The sequence below is a fragment of the Reyranella sp. genome (assembly GCF_965249915.1).
Taxonomy (GTDB): domain Bacteria; phylum Pseudomonadota; class Alphaproteobacteria; order Reyranellales; family Reyranellaceae; genus Reyranella.
This window is the reverse complement of the sequence record NZ_OZ252257.1, coordinates 5700847-5718092: the sequence shown is the minus strand read 5'-3', so window position 1 is coordinate 5718092 and position 17246 is coordinate 5700847. Positions and strand designations below refer to the sequence as shown.

Genomic DNA, 17246 nt, shown 5'->3' with positions numbered 1-17246 from the left:
CTCTCAGTTCTTCTTGCTGATGTTCCAGGTCATGGCCACCGGCCCGGGCAGCCATCCTTCCAGCCGGTCCTTGCGATAGGCCCCGAAAGCCTTGTACTGGCCGATCGGGACGTAGACGCCCTGCTCCATCACGCGATCGGAGATGGCGAAGCCGATCTCCTTGCGCCTGGCCGGGTCGCCCTCCTTGAGGAAGGCGGTGCGCAGCGTCTCGATCTCGGGATCGCACGGCCAGCCGAACCATGCCTTCTCGCAGGTCGCGGCGGCGAAGTTGCTGGTGCCGGGATTGTCGACGTCGATCGTGATGTTGGTGGTGAAGAAGATGTTCCAGCCGCCCTGGGCCGGCGGCTCCTTGCGGGCGCGGCGCGAGATCACGCTCTGCCAGTCCATCGCCAGGACGTCGACCTTGAAGCCGGCGCGCTCGAGCTGTTGCTTGGCGACCGGCGGGAACTGGTTGGACGAGGCGAGATCGGTTTGATGGAGCATCGTGATCGGCGTGCCGTCGTAACCCGACTCCTTCAGCAGCGCCCGCGCCTTCTCCAGGTTGGGCTTGATCGTGAGGTCGCCGTACTCCTTGCCGTACACGGTGCCGCAGATGAACGGCGCGTTGCACACCTTGTAGATCTCGGGCTCGCCATACTGCGCCCGCAGCAGGTCCTCCTGCGCCAGGGCATAGATCGCGGCCTGACGCGCCTTTGGATTGTTGAACGGCGGTTGCAGGTGGTTGAAGCGCATCAGGGCTTGCGAGCCGGTCGCGTTCCAGCCGTACAGGGCGACGTTCTTGTTGGCCCGGAGCAGCGGAAAGAGATCGGGCGGCGGAGTCTCGATGAGGTCGATCTCGCCCGCGATCAGAGCATTGGCGGCCGTACTCGGATCTGGGATGGCGAGCCATTCGACCCTGTCGACCTTCACCACCTTGCCGCCCGCCATCATCGACGGCGGCTCGGCGCGCGGCTTGTATCTGGTGTTCTTGACGTAGACGACCCTCTCGCCCGCCTTCCATTCGTCCTTCTTGAAGATGAAGGGGCCCGAGCCGGTATAATCCTCGATCTGCTTGTTGGGATCGGTGTCGGCGACGCGCTTCGGCATCATGAAGGGTACGCTCGACCCCACCTTGCCCAGCGCTTCGAGGACGAGGCCGAACGGCTCCTTCAAGGTGAGGACGAAGGTCTTGTCGTCGATGGCCTTCATGTCGGCCATCGCCTTCATCAATACCTGCCCGTATCCGTCACGAGCGCCCCAGCGCTTGATCGAGGCGATGCAGTCCTCGGAGGTGACGGGCTTGCCGTCGTGCCATTCAAGGCCATCACGCAGGGTGATCGTGTAGGTGAGCTTGTCGTCGGAGACGGTGTACTTCTCCGCCATCTGCGGCTGGATCTTGAAATCGGCGTCCGTGGCGAACAGGACGTCGTAGATCATGTAACCGTGGTTGCGGCTGATGTTCGCCGTCGTCCAGATCGGGTCGAGGATCTTGATGTCGGCGTGAGAGACCATCCTGAGCGTCGTCTGGGCGGCCACCGGACCCGCCAGCCCCGTAGTCACTCCCCAGGCGATCGCCGCGACTGCCGCAAACCTGTGCAAATGCGCCATCAAACGTCCCCTTTGCCAGTCACCGACTGGCCCGCAGGCTTCCGTTCCCGCGAAAAGGCGATGCAATGCCCATGCCGCGCACCGGGCTGCTCTCAAGTGCCGCCGCCGCTGCATCCTTGCGGCAATCGCTCTCCAGCCGAGGTAACGATCGATTTGATGAGCGCTAGAAGTCCGCGCTGAGCGACAGTAGGAACGTGCGGGGCGCCCCCATCGACAGGCCGTAGGTCGAATTGGCCGACGCCCAGTAGTTCAGGTCGAACAGGTTCTCGACGTTGAAGCGCAGCGACAGCGGCTTGCCGTCTGCACGGTCGAACGTGTAGCGCACACCGGCATCGAAGCGGGTCCACGCCGGAATGCTCTGCGTGTTGGCCGGATCGAGATACTGTGCGCTCGTGTAGATCGCTCGGCCCGAGAAGGTGAGCCCGCTCAGGAACGGGGCGTCCCATTCGGCTCCGAGATTGAGCTGGACGTCGGGAACGCCCGTCGCCTTCTTGCCGCTGGTCAGTGCCGATCCGGTATTCACCAGCACGCCGTTGGTGAGCGCGATGCCGCCAAGCGCGCGAAGACCGGGCATGGGCTCGCCGAACACGTTGATTTCGAGGCCCTGATTGCGCTGCATGCCATCGACGCTGAACGCGGCCGTCGTCGGATTGGTGATGCCGGCGGGTTGCTCGATCTGAAACAAGGCCAGCGTCGTGGTCAGGCGACCGAAGTCGACTTTGACGCCCAGCTCGAACTGCGTCGACTTGATGGGCGCGAAGACCTGGCCGGCATTGGCGGTACCGGCGGGCGCGGTGGGTCCCTGCTGCAAGCCCTGCATGTAGTTGCCGTATACGGAGACGTTCTGCCAGGGCTTCGCGATGAAGCCGACACCCGGCGTCACTGCGCTCTGGTCGTAGCTCGACGTGACGGTGCCGGCAGCATTGAAGTTGTCGATCCGGATGCGCTGGTAGCGGCCGCCGAGGATGAGCTGGATCCGTTCGTCGGCGGCCGAGATGACATCGGCGAAAGCCACGCTCGTGAGATCGCGGTCATTGACCTTCGGTGGCGACGGCAGGGTGATGTTCGGATTGTTGACGAAGGTCGGGAGATAGAGATTGGACGCCGTGTTGAGGATCGGCGAGTAGAGCGAGTAGCCCGTCCCCGCCAGCCGGGTGCCGGCCAGCGACACGGAGTGATCGAGCAACCCCGTGCGCAGTCGTCCACGGATGCCGACTTCCTGCGTGTTCAGGTCTGTTCGAGACGGGAACATCGCCACGGTGTCGACCAGGTTTCCGTTCGCGTTGTTGACGTTCGCGAAGCCTGTCAGGCCCTCGAACCGGTTGGTCCTCGCCCCCGCGCCGCCGAACATCGTCCAGCCCGACGAGATATCGAACTCGGCACGCGCCACGCCGAAGATGTCCTCCGTATTGACGAAGGTCCAGGGCTGGAACCAGTTGGCGCGCCCGCCAGGCGCCAGCGGCACGGCGAGCCCCGCCGCGACATAGGTCGGGCGTTGCGGTGCGTTGACGTTCTGCTTCTGGTAACCGAAATCGAGCGAGGCGCGGAAGCGTTCGCCGCGGAAGTCGGCGCCGAACACCGAGGCGATGACCTCCTGGGTCTGGCGATCGACGGGCGTGTTGCCCGCGCGGAACACGCCATTGTAACGCAATCCGAACACCTTGTCGGCGCCGTAGCGCCGGCCGAAGTCGAAATTGCCGCCGAACTGCCCGCTGGAACCGTAGCCGGCCGTGAGCCGCGTGAGGTCCTCGTTCGCCGCGCGCTTCGGCACGAGATTGACCACACCGCCGACGCTACCGAACGGCGACATGCCGTTCAGCATCGCACTGGTGCCCTTCAGCACTTCGACGCGTTCCAGATACTCGGGCGTCACGGTCAGCGCCGGCGCTGTCCCGAACATGCCGTTGAACGCGAAGTCCTGACTGCTCAGCGGAAAGCCGCGGACGACGAGCGGCGTGGTGTAACTCACCGCCGGCCAGGAAATACGCACGGACGGATCGTTGGCGACGACGTCGGCGATGCTGCGCGCCTGCTGGTCGCGGATCAGCTGCGCGGTATAGCTGGTCTGGTTGAACGGCGTGTCCATCACGTCGCGCTCGCCGAGCAGGCCGACCTGCGATCCCTTGCCGACCTGGCCGCCGGCATAGGGAGGCGGCAGATTGTCGATCGTCGGCTGCGGTGGAACGGAGTAGCCCTGCACCTGCACGGGATCGAGCTGAAGCGCGCCCGAAGACACATTCGGCTTCTGCAGCGTCAACGTGTTGCCCATGATGCGCGGGATCAGCCCGGTGCCGTTCAACAGCCGCTCCAGTGCAACGTCCACGGCGAAGGTCCCTGTGACTCCGGCCGTCGTGATGCCCTGCATGACCGCCGGATCGACAGAGACCTGTAATCCCGCCTGCCTGCCGAACAGCGTGAGCGCGTTGCCGAGAGGACCTGCGGGAACGGAGAAGGTTCGCTGCTCTCTCGCCTGAGCGGCGTCGATCGATGGCGTGCCCTGCGCCCGGACATCCTTGGACGACAGAATGACGGAGGGCAGAGCCGCAATCCCCAAGAGCAACGCCAGTCTCGACACCATGATGATCCCCCACTTCGGGATCGCTCGCGCAAGCGGCCTGCAATGCGACCCCGTGTGAGGAGAACGTCGGCGGCGCCGAGCTTTTCACGGAAAAGGAAAGCCCGACGAAATCTCTCAGTCCGCCGACACGATCACGAGCCAAGGCGATACCTGCGTCACGCTGATGTCGCCATGCGCCCGAGCCAGGGCACGCAGGGCCTCGACGGGTTCCCGCAATCGATAAACACCCGTCACGCGCCGCCTGGCGATTGCATCGCTCGCGATGACGATGACGCCGTTGAAGTAGGGACGAAGCTCATTCACCACAGCGGCAATGAGTTGATCGTGGGCAACGATCTCGCCGTGTCGCCACAGGCCGATCTCGCTTTCGGATCGAATGCCGTCGCGCAGGCCGCCCGCAGCATCGAACTGGAGCCAGCGTCCAGCGGCCAGGACACGCGAGAGAGCGCCACCATCCACACGGACGCGGCCTTCCGCGACTGCAACCCCGGTCCCCGTCCTGTCCAGGGAAACCTCGAACTCCGTGCCCAGCACGGTGGCGCGGACGTTTCGCGCTTCAACCTGGAACGGGCGCTCGGGGTCGGGGGTCACCCGAAAGAAGGCCTTGCCCGCCAGCAGGCGCACTTCCCGTCGCCCATCCTTCAGAGATACATCGATACCGCTCAGGGGAGCGAGTTCGACGGAGCTTCCGTCCGCGAGTGTCACCTCGCGCCACTCGCCGGCCGCCGTCGCGAAGTCCGCCTCCAGCCGGAGCATCCATCCCGGCAGGAAGAGCATCGCAGCAGATGCGGCCAGCGCAATCCCGATGCCGGCGGCGAGCAAACCGGGCACATGCTTGCGCCGCAACCGAGGCACCGACTCGGAGGACGTCTGTGGGCGTCGCGCGAGCGGTTCGCCGATCAGTTCGAAGGCTTGCGAGATCTCGGTCCACGCGGCTTCGTGGACCGGCGCGGCGGCCCGCCAGGCCGCAAACCGAGCCTGGTTCGCCTGGTCGTCGGGCGCCTCGCGCAGGCGAACCAGCCACTCGGCCGCTTCGTCGGACGCGCGTTCGCGGTCAGCCTCGGTTGTCACCGCCATGTACTTCTAAACGCCCGGCGTCCCAACTTTTCAAGGATTACTCGGTAGCGCGTCAATTTCTGCGGTCGAGACGCTTCTGGCAATGCCGTACGCCCTGCACGACCAACTTGTGGGCGAGACCGATCGAAATGCCGAGATGGGCAGCGATGTCCTTCAGTTTAGCGTCCTCGAGCCGGTACATCCGGAGGGCGATCCGCGTGCGGTCCGGTAGTTCCGACAGCGCTTCGTTGAGGATCGCGAGTTGTTCGCGGTGCAGGGAGTGCGCCTCCGGCGACGGGCTGGTGGACGGACGCTCCTCGACCGTCGCACGATCGGCCTGCGGGGCGAAGACATGGCTTTCGCGGGCTGCCTTCCGACGCCCGTCGAGCGCGAGATTTCGCACGATCCGGTAGAGGTAGCTCACCGGATCGTGCAGGAAACGCCCACTCCAGGCGCTGTTGAAGCGCAGCCACGCCTCTTGGACGACATCCTCCGCGAGCGCCTTCGAACCAACGATCGCCGCCGCATATTCGATCAGCGCACCGCGATGTTCGATGTAGAGATTCGTCGTTTCAGAAGACACGAGCGCACTCGAAGGACCGACCAGCGCCCATATGTATCGCAATTGCGAACTATTCGCAAATAGACGCACGACATCCTGCCCAAGAGTGGTGGCGATCGCGAGGGTCCCGCCACCGGCAGACTCAGCGCTCGTAGCCCATCAGCTCGAACGTCTCGCGGCACGATTCGTAGATCGCCTTCTTCTGACGGTCCGTCAGAATTTCCGCAGCGGGCCGGCGGTCGGCGCGCTGCACCGTTTTGGCGCGCGGCAGCGGGCCGTCGAACCGGAGTCCGGACTTCGCCAGAACCGCATTGAACGATGCGGGCAGGTCCTCCTGCCGGACGATCTCGTCGAGGGCGACCCTGCCGTCGATCGTATAGAGATCCCGGTTGTCGATCTCCTCCTGGGCGATCAGCTCGTCGAGCACGGGCTGGAAGTCGGCGGCGGGCCTCCCCATGAACCACATCTTCCAATAGGCCTGCGAGACCGCCTTCTCGTACGGATGCCGTTCGATGGTCCACTTGTGGGCCTTCTGCCAGAACGCCTCGCCGAGCATCTGGCGCGCCAAGCTTGCCGGCATGTGGTTGTAGTACTCGTTGCCGGTGGGATGCCCCTTCATCATCTCCTGGTAGTCGGCTTCGTCGCCTCTCTCGAGGACGCCCTCATGGTCGCTCGCCGATGCCGGTCCGACGCGGAAATTCTGCGGTCCGCGCCAGCCATTCGCCTGCCGGATCTTCTCGTCGTCCGGATGGACCGGCGTGATGATGTCGGCCTCGCCACACAGGCTGCCGAGCACCAGCTCGATCGCGGTGCCGGCCGTCTTGCGGGTCTTGATGAAGATGAAGCCGTGTTCGAATGATGCGATCATGCCTGGCATGCCTCTCTGCTCGTCTGCCACCCGCGCCCGGGGCGGATCTTCCTGCCGCGCGAGGCCCGGGAGAATCCGGACCTTGGCCTTCCTGCTCGCGAAGCTCACCTTTTTCCTCGGGCAGGCGCAAGCGATGGCGCAGGGGAGCGCGGACAATCTCCAGAACAGGGCGAACGACCCGCTGACGCCCCGGATGGCGTTCGAGTTTCACAACTATGCTCAGCCCGTGCTCGCGGAGCGGCCATCCAGCGGCGCCGACCAGGGATACTTCCGCTTCGTGCTGCCCCATGCCCTTTTCGGTGTCGACCAGATGATGCGCGCATCCATGCCGGTGGCGGCCAGCGCCTGGGATCCCGAGAAGGCGGTCAACGGCGTGGGCGACTTCACGATCTTCGACCTCGCCGTCCTGTACTTCGGCTCGGTGAAGACAGGCCTCGGGCCCCTGCTGGTCGTGCCGACCGCCAGCGCGCCCGCCCTCGGCACGTCGAAGTGGCAGGTGGGAGTAGAGGGGGTCGTGAGCGCCCCCCATTCCTGGGGCCTGACGACCCTGCTCGCCTCCTGGCAGCAGACCTTCGACGGAACGCTCCAGACCATCACCGCCCAGCCGCTGCTCTTCTACAATCTCGGGAGCGGATACTATCTGCGATCCAGCGGCATCGCGTCGTTCGCTCTCGGCAGGAATGCGGTGGTCCCGGTCGGGCTGGGGCTGGGCCGTGTCTTCGAACTGCCTGGCGGCGCCAGCCTCAACACTTTCGTCGAGCCCCAGTACTCGGTGATCCAGAACGGCCCCGGCGTGCCATCATTCCAGGTCTTCGCCGGCGTCGTCTTCCAACTTCCCGTCAGCCTTCGCTGACAGGACGAACGAGGCGTCACACCACCCGGAAGTTCTTGAACTGCCAAGGGTAGGACGTGTCGAGATCCTCGGGGAAGAGGTCGCCGAGGCCCCGCAGCAGGAGCACCGGTGCCACGACCTGGATCGCGGTCGCGTTGTTGTAGGGTGCGAGCTTGTGCGCGCCCTGCTCAGGAATGAGATGGGATGGTCGAAGTCAAGATGGAACGTCTCTGGGCAGTCATGTCGTCGGCGGATCGAGCAAGACCCAAAGTCGAGAGATCTTGCCGTTCTCGACTTCTGCAACGTCCGTTCCTGTCACGGTAACAGGACCGTCCTTGGGCCCGGCCTGCCAACGCAGGCTTCCCATTCCGTGATGTCCAACGGCCGGCGCAGAAGCCGCGAAGCTGAACGTGGGCCCGAATTGCTCCAGCAGCTTGCCCGCCACATCTGAGATTGCCGCGCGACCCGTCACGACGTTATCGGGCTCATACATCACCGGCTCCGCGACGAAGAGCTCGGCGACGGCCGCCGCGCGCTTCGAAGCGTCACGCTCGCTGAAACGCGCTCAAGATTGGAACGCAGCAGGAATTCGTAGTCGACTTTTTGTGCGTCGCTCATTGTCTCCCGCCCTCGCCTCTCGGTCCGCAGGTCCTGTCGGAACCATCGAGCAAGATATGTGCCCTACGTAACGACGCGACCTGAAAGTTCGTCCTGGCAGGCGAGTTGGCGAGCCACCTCGTCACCCAGAGTCGAGCGCCGATGAAACGCTCGGTCAAACCACTCGGAAGTTCTTGAACTGCCAGGGGTCGGACTTGTCGAGGTCCTCGGGGAAGAGGTCGCCGCGGCCCTGCAGCGGGGTCCAGTCGCTGTACTTGCCGACGACCGGGCCGAGATAGGGCATGCAGATCTCGAGGTTGCGCTGGAAGTCCATCTCGTCGGCTTCGACGATGCCCTCGTTCGGGTTCTCGAGCGCCCAGATGATGCCCGAGAGCACCGGCGCCACGACCTGGATCGAGGTCGCGTTGTTGTAGGGCGCGAGCTTGCGCGCCTCGTTGATGTCGATCTGCGAGCCGTACCAGTAGGCACCCTTCTTGTGGCCCATCAGCAGCACGCCGAGCTCGTCGCGGCCCGAGGTCACCTCGTCGACGATCAGGCGCTGGCGCTTCTGCTGCTTCAGGTTCTTACCGGCCAGCTCGTGCATCGACATGATCGCCTGGTCGCACGGGTGATAGGCATAGTGCACCGTCGGGCGATAGACGGCCTTCTTGCCGTCATGCACCGTCAGGTAGTCGGCGATCGAAATCGATTCGTTGTGCGTGATGATGTAGCCGTGGAACGGCCCCTCGATCGGCGTCCAGGTGCGCACCTGGGTGAGCAGGCCTGGACGATTGAGATAGATCGCGGCGTCGCAGCCGAACGTATGGCGCTTGCCGTCGGGCGGCATCGTCTTCTCGTGCGTGCCCCAACCCATCTCGGCGGGCTGGCCGCCCTCGGAGACGAAGCCGTCGATCGACCAGGTGTTGACGAACTCGCCCACTTCCTTCGGCTTGGGCGAAACCTGCGTGTCGCGCTCGGCGATGTGGATCACCTTCACACCCAAGCGCTGGGCGAGCTTGCCCCAGCCCTCGCGCGTGGTCGGCACCGCCGCCTTCACGCCGGTATCGCGTGCCACGTTCATCAGCGCCTGCTTGGTGAAGTGCGAGACCAGGCCCGGATTGGCGCCATGGGCGACCACGGCCGTCGTGCCGCCCTTGTGACGGGCCTTGAGCTTCATCATCGTGTCGCGCAACGCGTAGTTCGAGCGGCGCGAGACCGACAGGTTGGGATCGGAATAGCCGCCCGGCCAGGGCTCGATGCAGGTGTCGAGGTAGAGCACGCCCTTCTTCTGGCAAAGCTCGATCAGCGCCGTCGAGGCGACCTCGACCGAGAGATTGAGCAGGAAGTCGCCCTGGCCCAGCCGGTTGTCGAGGGTCGAACGGACGTTGGACTCGGTCAGGCGCTTTTCGACGAACTCGACGCCGAAGCGCTCGGCCTCGTCCTCGCCGCCGCGCATGTCGTCGGTGATGATGGTGATCTGCTCGGGCTTGATGCCGATATGACGGAGGATCAGAGGCAGCACGCCCTGGCCGATCGAGCCGAAGCCCACCATGACCAGGCGGCCATGGAAATCGAGGTACTTCTTCGTCGAGGGCTTGCGCGCAGTCTTCTTCGCCATTTCAGCGTCCCCGTTCCTTTGTTGAGCAGTCAGTAAAAACAGCAACGGGGCCTTTCTCAAGGCCCCGTCGTTCCGTACGCCCGAATTGTGTCAGTTCAGATGCAAACCGCCTTGAGCGGCGAGAAGCCGTTGAACGCGACCGAGGAGTAGGTCGTCGTGTAGGCGCCGGTCGAGAGAATCTCGACCTTGTCGCCCGGCTTCAGGGACAGAGGCATTTTGTACTCCGTCTTTTCATAGAGGATATCGGCCGAGTCGCAGGTCGGGCCGGCGAGCACCACGGGGCCCATGCGCGTGCCCTCGCCGGGCGTGCGCAGCCGGTACTTGATGCTCTCGTCCATCGTCTCTGCGAGGCCCGAGAACTTGCCGATGTCGAGGTAGACCCAGCGCTTGCGGTCACCGGCGGCCTTGCGCGAGACCAGCACGACCTCGCTCTGGATCACGCCGGCATCGCCCACCATGGACCGGCCCGGCTCGATGATGACCTCGGGCATGCGGTTGCCGAAGTGGCGCACCAGCGCGCGGGTGACCGCATCGCAATAGGCCTCGATGCCGCTCACTTCGGAGCGATAGCGCGCCGGGAAGCCGCCACCCAGATTGACCATGCGCAGGTCCACGCCCGCTTCGGCCAGGGCGAAGAACATCTGCGAGACCTGGCCCAGCGCCTTGTCCCACTGATCGAGGTCGGTCTGCTGGCTGCCGACATGGAAGGAGATGCCGTAGGCGTCGAGGCCCCAGTCCTTGGCCTTGCGCAGCAGGTCCTTGGCCATCTCGGGCGCACAGCCGAACTTCTTGCTGAGCGGCCACTCGGCACCGCCGCAATCGACCAGCACACGGCAGAACACGCGGGCGCCCGGCGCCACGCGGGCAAGCTTCTGCAGCTCCGCCTCGCTGTCGAAGGCGAACAGGCGCACGCCCTGCTGGTAGGCCCAGGCGATGTCCTTTTCCTTCTTGATCGTGTTGCCGAAGGAGACGCGGTCCATGGCGACGCCGGTCGCCTGGATCATCTCGATCTCGCCACGGCTCGCGGTGTCGAACTTCGACCCCGCCGTGGCCAGACGAGCCAACACCTGTGCGGCCGGATTGGCCTTCACGGCGTAGAAGATGTGCGCCGTCGGCAGCAGCTCGCGCATGCGGCGAAAATTGTTCTCGACCACGTCGAGGTCGATCACGAGGCAGGGGGTCTCGGGCTGCTGCTCGCGGAGATAACGGAAAATACGCTCGGTCATCGCTGGGGGGTTCCCCGTCTGGATAGTCAGCTTGTCGGAAGAGATCGAACGACGACGTACGGCGCCGGGCGCGGCGCGATACGTCAGCCGATACTCGACTGAGCTAAGATCCGTTTATGCGGCTGAGCGAGGAAGGAGGCCCGAGCGAGGGTCGGGCAAATGACATAATAGCGGGGAACGCGCCCCGCGCGGTATGCAACCATCTCAGAAGCTCCTTCCCGGACCCGGCTCGAAACCGGCACTGCCAAAAAGAACACTTTCCGTCGTTGCGTAACCACAGAGGGCCAGCGGCACGTGCGTTGGGCGTCTTGTATGGGTGCTATCTACAACTAATCGACATGGTTACAAGTGGAATCTGTCCCGTCCCGAAATTTTCGGGGCGCTCGTTACGCTGGCACGACGGGACCGCGTCAGACGCGCGGCACCGACGAACCCGGGAGCTTGATCGACGCGGCCAGCACGGTAAGCGGCACCAGCATCACCACCGAGCAGATCAGCGCGGTGCGGACGTCAAAGAAGTTGGCGATCTTCCCCCACAGCAGCGCGCCCAGCACCATGGCGCCGAAGAACACCATCTGATGGACCGCCATGCCGCGCGCGCGCATGTAGTTGGGCAGGATCATCTGCACCGAAGCGCCGTTGTTGGCGATGACGGTGATCCAGCAGGCGCCATTGATGGCAACGACGGCGCCGACGACGATCGGCGTCATGGCCAGCGCCGCCACCAGGGTGGCGGCGGCCGAGACGCCCATCGCCCAGATGTTGGCGCGATCGGCCCCGAGCAGGCGGTTCACCATCGGCAGCGAAAAGGCCGCGGCGACGGCGCCGATGCCGAACACGCCGTAGAGGATGCCGAAGGTGAACTCGTCGAGGCCCAGCTCGAAGCGACCGATCACCGGCAGCAGAGTGCCCATGGCGATGCCCGGCACGAAGAAACAGAGGCCGCGGGCGAAGATCGCCCGGAGTTCGGCCGAGCCGCGGACGAAGGCGATGCCGGCGCGCGCGGCCTCGCCCAGGGTCTCGCGGCGCTGGGCGGCGCGGGCCTCGGCCGGCCGCTTCCAGGCCCGCATCGCCAGGATGACGCCGACATAGGTGAAGGCGTTGATGGCGAAGAGCAGGAACACGCCGACCAGGCCCAGCAGGAGCTGGCCGATGACGGGGCCGATGGTGCGGGCGAGATTGAAGCCGGCGCTGTTCAGGGCGATCGCCGGGCGGAGCTGCGGGCCGGTCACGATCTCGGGCACCACGGCGTGCCAGGCCGGCGCGTTCATGGCGTTGCCCAGTCCCATGCAGAAGGACAGCGCCAGCAGGTTCCAGTGGTCGAGTTTGCCGAAGAAGGCCAGCACGGCCAGGGTCGCGGCCACGCCCATCATCCAGACCTGGCAGCACATGATGTAGCGGCGGCGATCGAAGCGGTCGGCCAGGATGCCGGCGAAGAAGCAGAACAGGAACATCGGCAGGGTGCCGGCGGCGGCCAGCAGGGCCACGAAGATCGGTTCCTGTGTCAGGCTGGTCATTTCCCACGCCGCACCCGTCGTCTGCATCCAGCCGCCGACATTCGACATCAGGTTGGCGATCCACATCGCCAGGAACGACCGGTTGGCGAGGGGCGCGAAAGCCGAGGGCGGCCGCGAGGGCGCCGGCCCAGGGATCGTCGGCTTCACCCGGCCAGCACCTTCTCGTAGATGCGATGGGTCTTGTAGTGAACCCCGCCGACGGAGCGGATGATATTGTTGGTCGCCTTGTTGTCCTCGAGGATCCAGCCCAGCTCGGCCGAAGTCTTGCCCAGCCGCTTGCCGTTCGCCCGCAGGGTATCGATGGCGATCATGGCGAGGCCGGCGCCCAGCAGCGGATGGTTCCGGAACTTCTTCTTCACGCCCATCAGCGGCACCCGGGTGCTGCCGACGCCGGCGATCTTGAGGCGCCACAGCAGCTTGGCGAGCTTCAGGGGCCCGAGCTTGCCGTCGAATTCCTCGATCGCCTCGTACAGGTTGGTGAGCGCCACGATGAAGGCGACGGTCTCGTCATCGACATCCACGAACACGGCGAGCTCGGGCACGATCACCGGACCGAATGCCTTGGAGGCATGGTCGATCTCGGCCTGGGTGAAGGGCACGAAGCCCCAGTTGTCGCTCCAGGCGTCGTTGAAGATGCTCACCAGGGTGCGCACCTCGGCGTCGAACATCTTCATGTTGGCCGTGCGCACCTTGACCCGGCCTTCCAGCCCGCCGCGCGCCAGCAGCTTGGCGCCGATCGTCTCGGGCGCGTTCTGGACGTCGTAGTCGTAAGAGAAGACGTCCTTGGCCTTGACGTAGCCGCAGGCCTCGACCCTCGGCCCGGCATAGGGCGGGTCGTAGGGCACCATCAACACGGGCCGGCTGTCGAAGCCGTGGACCAGCAGGCCCACCTCCTCGTTGACCGAGAGGCTGAACGGGCCGGTCGCCCGCTTCATGCCCTTACCCAACAGCCATCCCTCAGCCGCGACGAAGAGGGCGGCAAAGATCGCCGGATCGTCCTCCGCCACCAGGCAGCCGAAGTTCCCGGTGCTGTCGGCGTAGCGCTCGAGATGCGCGCGGTCGATCTGTGCCGAAATGCGGCCGACCACCTTGCAGCCGCGTCGCGCCAGGAAAAAGCGCACCTCGACATGCTCGAACAGCGGGTTCTTGCCCGGCGTAAAGGCTTCCCGGCGCTCGAGGTCGAGCGGCGCGATATAGCCCTTGTGGCCGGCATAGAGGCGCCTCGGCAGTGCGATGAAGGCGTTCAGGTCGGCCTTGGACTCGACCGGGGTGACGATGATGTCGGACGAAGCCATTGCCGCCTCAGGCTGCCAGCGCGGCCGGCGCGCCGCTGTTGAAGACGATGCGACCGTCGGGCTCGCATCCCGTACCATCGGCGGCGAGTGCCCGGATGTCGACGGCGATCCGCCAACCCGACGTCCCGCGCTCGATGCCGATGAGATGATAGCGCGCGCGGCCATACTTGCTTCCCGGCGCCGCCGATGCCGAGGTGACGCCGACCACCGGGACGGCCCCCTGCGGGCCCATGATGCGCGCCACTTCGCTGCGATGGTTATGGCCGTGCAGCACGATCTCGCAGCCGACCCTGCGGATCATCGCCTGGAAGGCGGCGGCATCGGTCAGCCGCTTGAAGCGTGATTCGGTCGTAAGCGGCGGATGATGGATCATCACGACGCGGCACAGGCCTTCGCGGCCGAGCTCCGCCAGCAGCTTCTCGGCACTGGCGATCTGCGCTTCGCCCAGGGTGCCGGTTGCGAAAAACGGCGGCTTCGGCAGGCCGCTGTTCAGCCCGACCAGCGCCACCGGCCCACGCCGGCGCAGAGTCGGAAACACCTTGAAGTCGGCAGCGGGCGGTTGGCCGTCGCCTGCGATGTAGACACCCCACCGGCCCAGGCTCTCGCGCCACTGCGTGGCGACGTAGACGTCATGGTTGCCCGGAACAATCGTGACCCGGTCGGGCGTCCCCAGGCCCTCCAGCCATTTCGAGGCGCGGGCAAATTCATCGGGCAGGGAAACGTTCACCAGGTCGCCGGTCAGCACGATGTGATCGGGCGCCTGTTTCCTGATGTCGGCCACGAGGCCGGCCAGCGCCTCGGGGCGATGGAGCTGCACGCGATTGCGCCACCAGTTGAAGTAGCCGGTGGCGCGCTTTCCCAGAAGATCGACGACGCGCGCCTGCGGCATCGGCAGATGCGGGTCGGACAGATGCGCGAGGGTGAACATGGCGGATGCGCCCCTAGCGGGCGCCGCCCACCACGCGCAGCGTTCGGTCGTCGAGGACGCCGAGCTGGCGGCCGATGCCCGTCATGACCTCGATCATGTGCTGGAGCTGTTCCTGCGTGTGCACGGCGCAGACGGAGCACCGCAGCAGCGAGACGCCGTTGGGCGTCGCGGGCGGCACGGCGACGTTGACGTAGATGCCGGCATCGAGCATCGCGCGCCAGAAGCCGATGGCGGTCATGCGGTCGGGCAGATGCACGCCGACCACCGGCCCGTGCTCGGGACCGAGCTTGAATCCTCTTGCCGCCAGACCTTCGTAGAGCGTGGCGACGTTGGACCAGAGCTGCGTGCGCAACTCGGGCTTGGCCTTCACCACCTTCAGCGCCTGGCGTACCGAGGCCACGATCGACGGCGGCAGCGACGCCGTGAACATGTAGGAGCGCACGGTGACGCGCAGGATGTCGAAGTCCGGATCGTCCGACACGCAGTAGCCGCCAATGGCGCCCAGCGTCTTGGAGAAGGTGCCGACGATGAAGTGGCAGTCGTCGATCACACCCGTCGACTCGCAGAGCCCGCGGCCGTTGTCGCCCAGCGCACCCAGCGAATGCGCCTCGTCGACGATCACATACGCCTTGTACTTCTTGCAGACGTCGATGAACTCGCGCAGCGGCGCGCTGTCCCCCAGCATCGAATAGATGCCTTCCAGCACGACCACGCGATTGCCCGGACGATCGCCCAGCCGGCGCAGGCGCGCTTCGAGGCTGGATGGGTCGTTGTGCTTGAAGCGCACGACCTCGGCCTGCGTCATCTTGCAGGCGTCGTAGATCGAGGCATGGCTGTCGGCGTCGATCAGAAGCTGGTCGCCCTCGCCCGCCAGGGTCGAGATCAGGCCGAGATTGGCCTGATAGCCGGTCGTGAAGACCATGCAGTGCTTCTTGCCGTAGAACTCGGCGATTTCCTGCTCGAGCGCCACGTGCTCTGTGTAGCTGCCGTTGGCGATGCGCGAACCGGTCGTGCCGGTGCCCTCGGCGCGGATCGCCTCGATCGCGGCTTCCATACAACTCGGGTCGAAGGTCAGCCCGAAATAATTGTTGGTGCCAACGAGCAGCGTCTTGCGACCGTTGATGATCGCCTCGGTCGGCGACAGGACGCGTTCCATCCGGATCTGGAAGGGGTCGTATCCCGTGGTCCGAACGTCGCGATAGGCCTCGAGCAGGCCTTCAAAGCGATCGAACAGGCCCATGGCTAACGCCGGGCGCAGAGCTTCTGGATGGTATCCGCGAGCTGGTCCACGGTATGGATCTCGGCCACCACGTTCATGGGAATCGAGATGTCGAAATGATCCTCGAGCTCCATCACCATGTCCATGATGGCGAGCGAATCGATGGTCAGGTCCTTGGCGATCACCGTGTCGCCCGTGATCGGCCGCTCGCCGGTCTGGAAGGGCACGAGGTGACGACAGATTTCGCGAATGACCTCCCCGCGCGACTGGCCGCTGACGCGGGCGCGTTCGAGGGTGTCGGTCATGCCGTCGGTTTCGACGATCATTTGATGGGCAGTGCGCAAAACGCTCTCCAGCGCCCGGGGGTGGGCGGTCACCTTGTGCCAGAAACAGCGATTCCTAGTGAAATGACAAATTGTTACGCCGTGTTTCACACGTCCTATAGCCAGTGCTTCGCGCGATACCACAAGATCGTGTCCCGGAAGCCGGACATGAGGTCGTAACGTGGCCGGAAGCCGATCGCTGCGGCCAGCCGCCGGTCAGCGACCGACCAGTCCGAATGGAAGATCTCGTTCACCTTTCCCCGGGTCAGGATCTGGGCGTCCGCGCCCATCACCTGCCGCAGCTCGTTCCAGCGGGCAATGACGGACATGACGCCCCGGGGAACGGAGAGGCGCCATGGGCGCCGGCCCAGCGCCGCGCCCGCCGCCGCGGCCATGTCGGCATATGTGTAGGTCCGGCCATCATCGATCTCGTAGGCCGAACTCGCGGGCGGGCGCTCGACGGTCAGTGCCAGCGCCTCGGCGAGGTCCGCGACGTGGATGAGCGACAGGCGGGCCGCCGGGACCCGCGGTTGCGGCGCAATACCCGACTTGATCGCTCGGAAATAGGCCAAGGTCTCCCGGTCTCCGGGCCCATAGACCGCCGGCGCCCGCACGATCGTCCACGGTCCGCTGCGGGTCGCGACCACTGCCTCTCCCGCGCGCTTGCTCGCGCCGTAGGCAGAAAGCCGCGGCTCGCGGGCGGCCAGAGAGGATAGGAGGACCAGGTGAGCATCAGGCGCCAGCGCCGACAGGAGGGCCGCACTGTCCCGGTTGACCGGCTGGAACTCCCGGTCCGCCTTCGCCTTGATCAGTCCGGCGGCATGGACCACTGCATCTGCCCCGTCGACGAGCTGGCGCAGCGCGGACTCGGAGGAAAGATCGCCCAAAATGAGGTCCGCATCGACGCCGGCCAGCGACGGCAGCGGCGACCAGCGGCGGACCAGCAGGCGCAAGCGCCAGCCGCGGCGCGCCAGGGCAGTGACGAGATGGGGGCCGACAAAGCCGGTGGCCCCGGTGACGGCGACCAACCTGCCCATGGC

At 65.5% G+C, this 17246-nt stretch carries 15 protein-coding genes; 1 reads left to right on the top strand and 14 read right to left on the bottom strand.

Annotated features, from left to right (window positions below; translation table 11 throughout):
- Positions 1–3: 3 nt before the first annotated feature.
- The 5 genes from ACP15H_RS28130 to ACP15H_RS28110 all read right to left on the bottom strand — a co-directional run bounded on the left by ACP15H_RS28130 (position 4) and on the right by ACP15H_RS28110 (position 6651).
- Positions 4–1587, bottom strand: a complete 1584-nt coding sequence (locus tag ACP15H_RS28130; RefSeq protein WP_425069425.1) for an ABC transporter substrate-binding protein — start codon at positions 1585–1587, stop codon at positions 4–6.
- Positions 1588–1750: 163 nt separating this feature from the next.
- Positions 1751–4165, bottom strand: coding sequence for a TonB-dependent siderophore receptor (locus tag ACP15H_RS28125; RefSeq protein ID WP_425069424.1), 2415 nt, complete (start codon positions 4163–4165; stop codon positions 1751–1753).
- A gap of 114 nt (positions 4166–4279) precedes the next feature.
- On the bottom strand, positions 4280–5242 hold the full coding sequence (locus ACP15H_RS28120) for a FecR family protein (RefSeq protein WP_425069423.1): 963 nt from the start codon (positions 5240–5242) through the stop codon (positions 4280–4282).
- Between the two features lie 52 nt (positions 5243–5294).
- Positions 5295–5873: a sigma-70 family RNA polymerase sigma factor gene (locus ACP15H_RS28115; RefSeq protein ID WP_425069422.1), complete on the bottom strand. Its 579-nt coding sequence runs from the start codon at positions 5871–5873 to the stop codon at positions 5295–5297.
- Positions 5874–5925: 52 nt separating this feature from the next.
- Positions 5926–6651, bottom strand: a complete 726-nt coding sequence (locus ACP15H_RS28110) for a hypothetical protein (RefSeq protein ID WP_425069421.1) — start codon at positions 6649–6651, stop codon at positions 5926–5928.
- Positions 6652–6733: 82 nt separating this feature from the next.
- On the opposite strand from ACP15H_RS28110, the gene ACP15H_RS28105 reads away from it, so the two are divergent.
- Positions 6734–7504: a hypothetical protein gene (locus ACP15H_RS28105; protein WP_425069420.1), complete on the top strand. Its 771-nt coding sequence runs from the start codon at positions 6734–6736 to the stop codon at positions 7502–7504.
- A 217-nt stretch (positions 7505–7721) separates the two neighbouring features.
- Here the strand turns inward: ACP15H_RS28105 and ACP15H_RS28100 are convergent, their stop codons facing one another.
- From ACP15H_RS28100 to ACP15H_RS28060, 9 genes are all read right to left on the bottom strand, one after another.
- Positions 7722–7976: a hypothetical protein gene (locus ACP15H_RS28100; protein ID WP_425069419.1), complete on the bottom strand. Its 255-nt coding sequence runs from the start codon at positions 7974–7976 to the stop codon at positions 7722–7724.
- Positions 7977–8255: 279 nt separating this feature from the next.
- Positions 8256–9698: a homospermidine synthase gene (locus tag ACP15H_RS28095; RefSeq protein ID WP_425069418.1), complete on the bottom strand. Its 1443-nt coding sequence runs from the start codon at positions 9696–9698 to the stop codon at positions 8256–8258.
- Between the two features lie 95 nt (positions 9699–9793).
- On the bottom strand, positions 9794–10924 hold the full coding sequence (locus ACP15H_RS28090) for a type III PLP-dependent enzyme (RefSeq protein WP_425069417.1): 1131 nt from the start codon (positions 10922–10924) through the stop codon (positions 9794–9796).
- Positions 10925–11334: 410 nt separating this feature from the next.
- Entirely contained in the window at positions 11335–12588 is a 1254-nt protein-coding gene (locus tag ACP15H_RS28085; protein ID WP_425069416.1) for an MFS transporter, read from the bottom strand.
- Positions 12585–13736: a dATP pyrophosphohydrolase gene (locus tag ACP15H_RS28080; protein ID WP_425069415.1), complete on the bottom strand. Its 1152-nt coding sequence runs from the start codon at positions 13734–13736 to the stop codon at positions 12585–12587. The genes ACP15H_RS28085 and ACP15H_RS28080 overlap by 4 nt, the downstream gene beginning before the upstream one ends.
- Before the next feature lie 7 nt (positions 13737–13743).
- Positions 13744–14664 carry a metallophosphoesterase family protein gene (locus ACP15H_RS28075; protein ID WP_425069414.1) on the bottom strand — a complete coding sequence of 307 codons (921 nt, stop codon included), beginning with the start codon at positions 14662–14664 and terminating at the stop codon, positions 13744–13746.
- Positions 14665–14677: 13 nt separating this feature from the next.
- On the bottom strand, positions 14678–15904 hold the full coding sequence (gene spt / locus ACP15H_RS28070; protein ID WP_425069413.1) for a serine palmitoyltransferase: 1227 nt from the start codon (positions 15902–15904) through the stop codon (positions 14678–14680).
- A 2-nt stretch (positions 15905–15906) separates the two neighbouring features.
- Entirely contained in the window at positions 15907–16209 is a 303-nt protein-coding gene (locus tag ACP15H_RS28065; protein WP_425069412.1) for an acyl carrier protein, read from the bottom strand.
- A 113-nt stretch (positions 16210–16322) separates the two neighbouring features.
- Positions 16323–17243: an NAD-dependent epimerase/dehydratase family protein gene (locus tag ACP15H_RS28060; RefSeq protein WP_425069411.1), complete on the bottom strand. Its 921-nt coding sequence runs from the start codon at positions 17241–17243 to the stop codon at positions 16323–16325.
- Positions 17244–17246 lie beyond the last annotated feature (3 nt).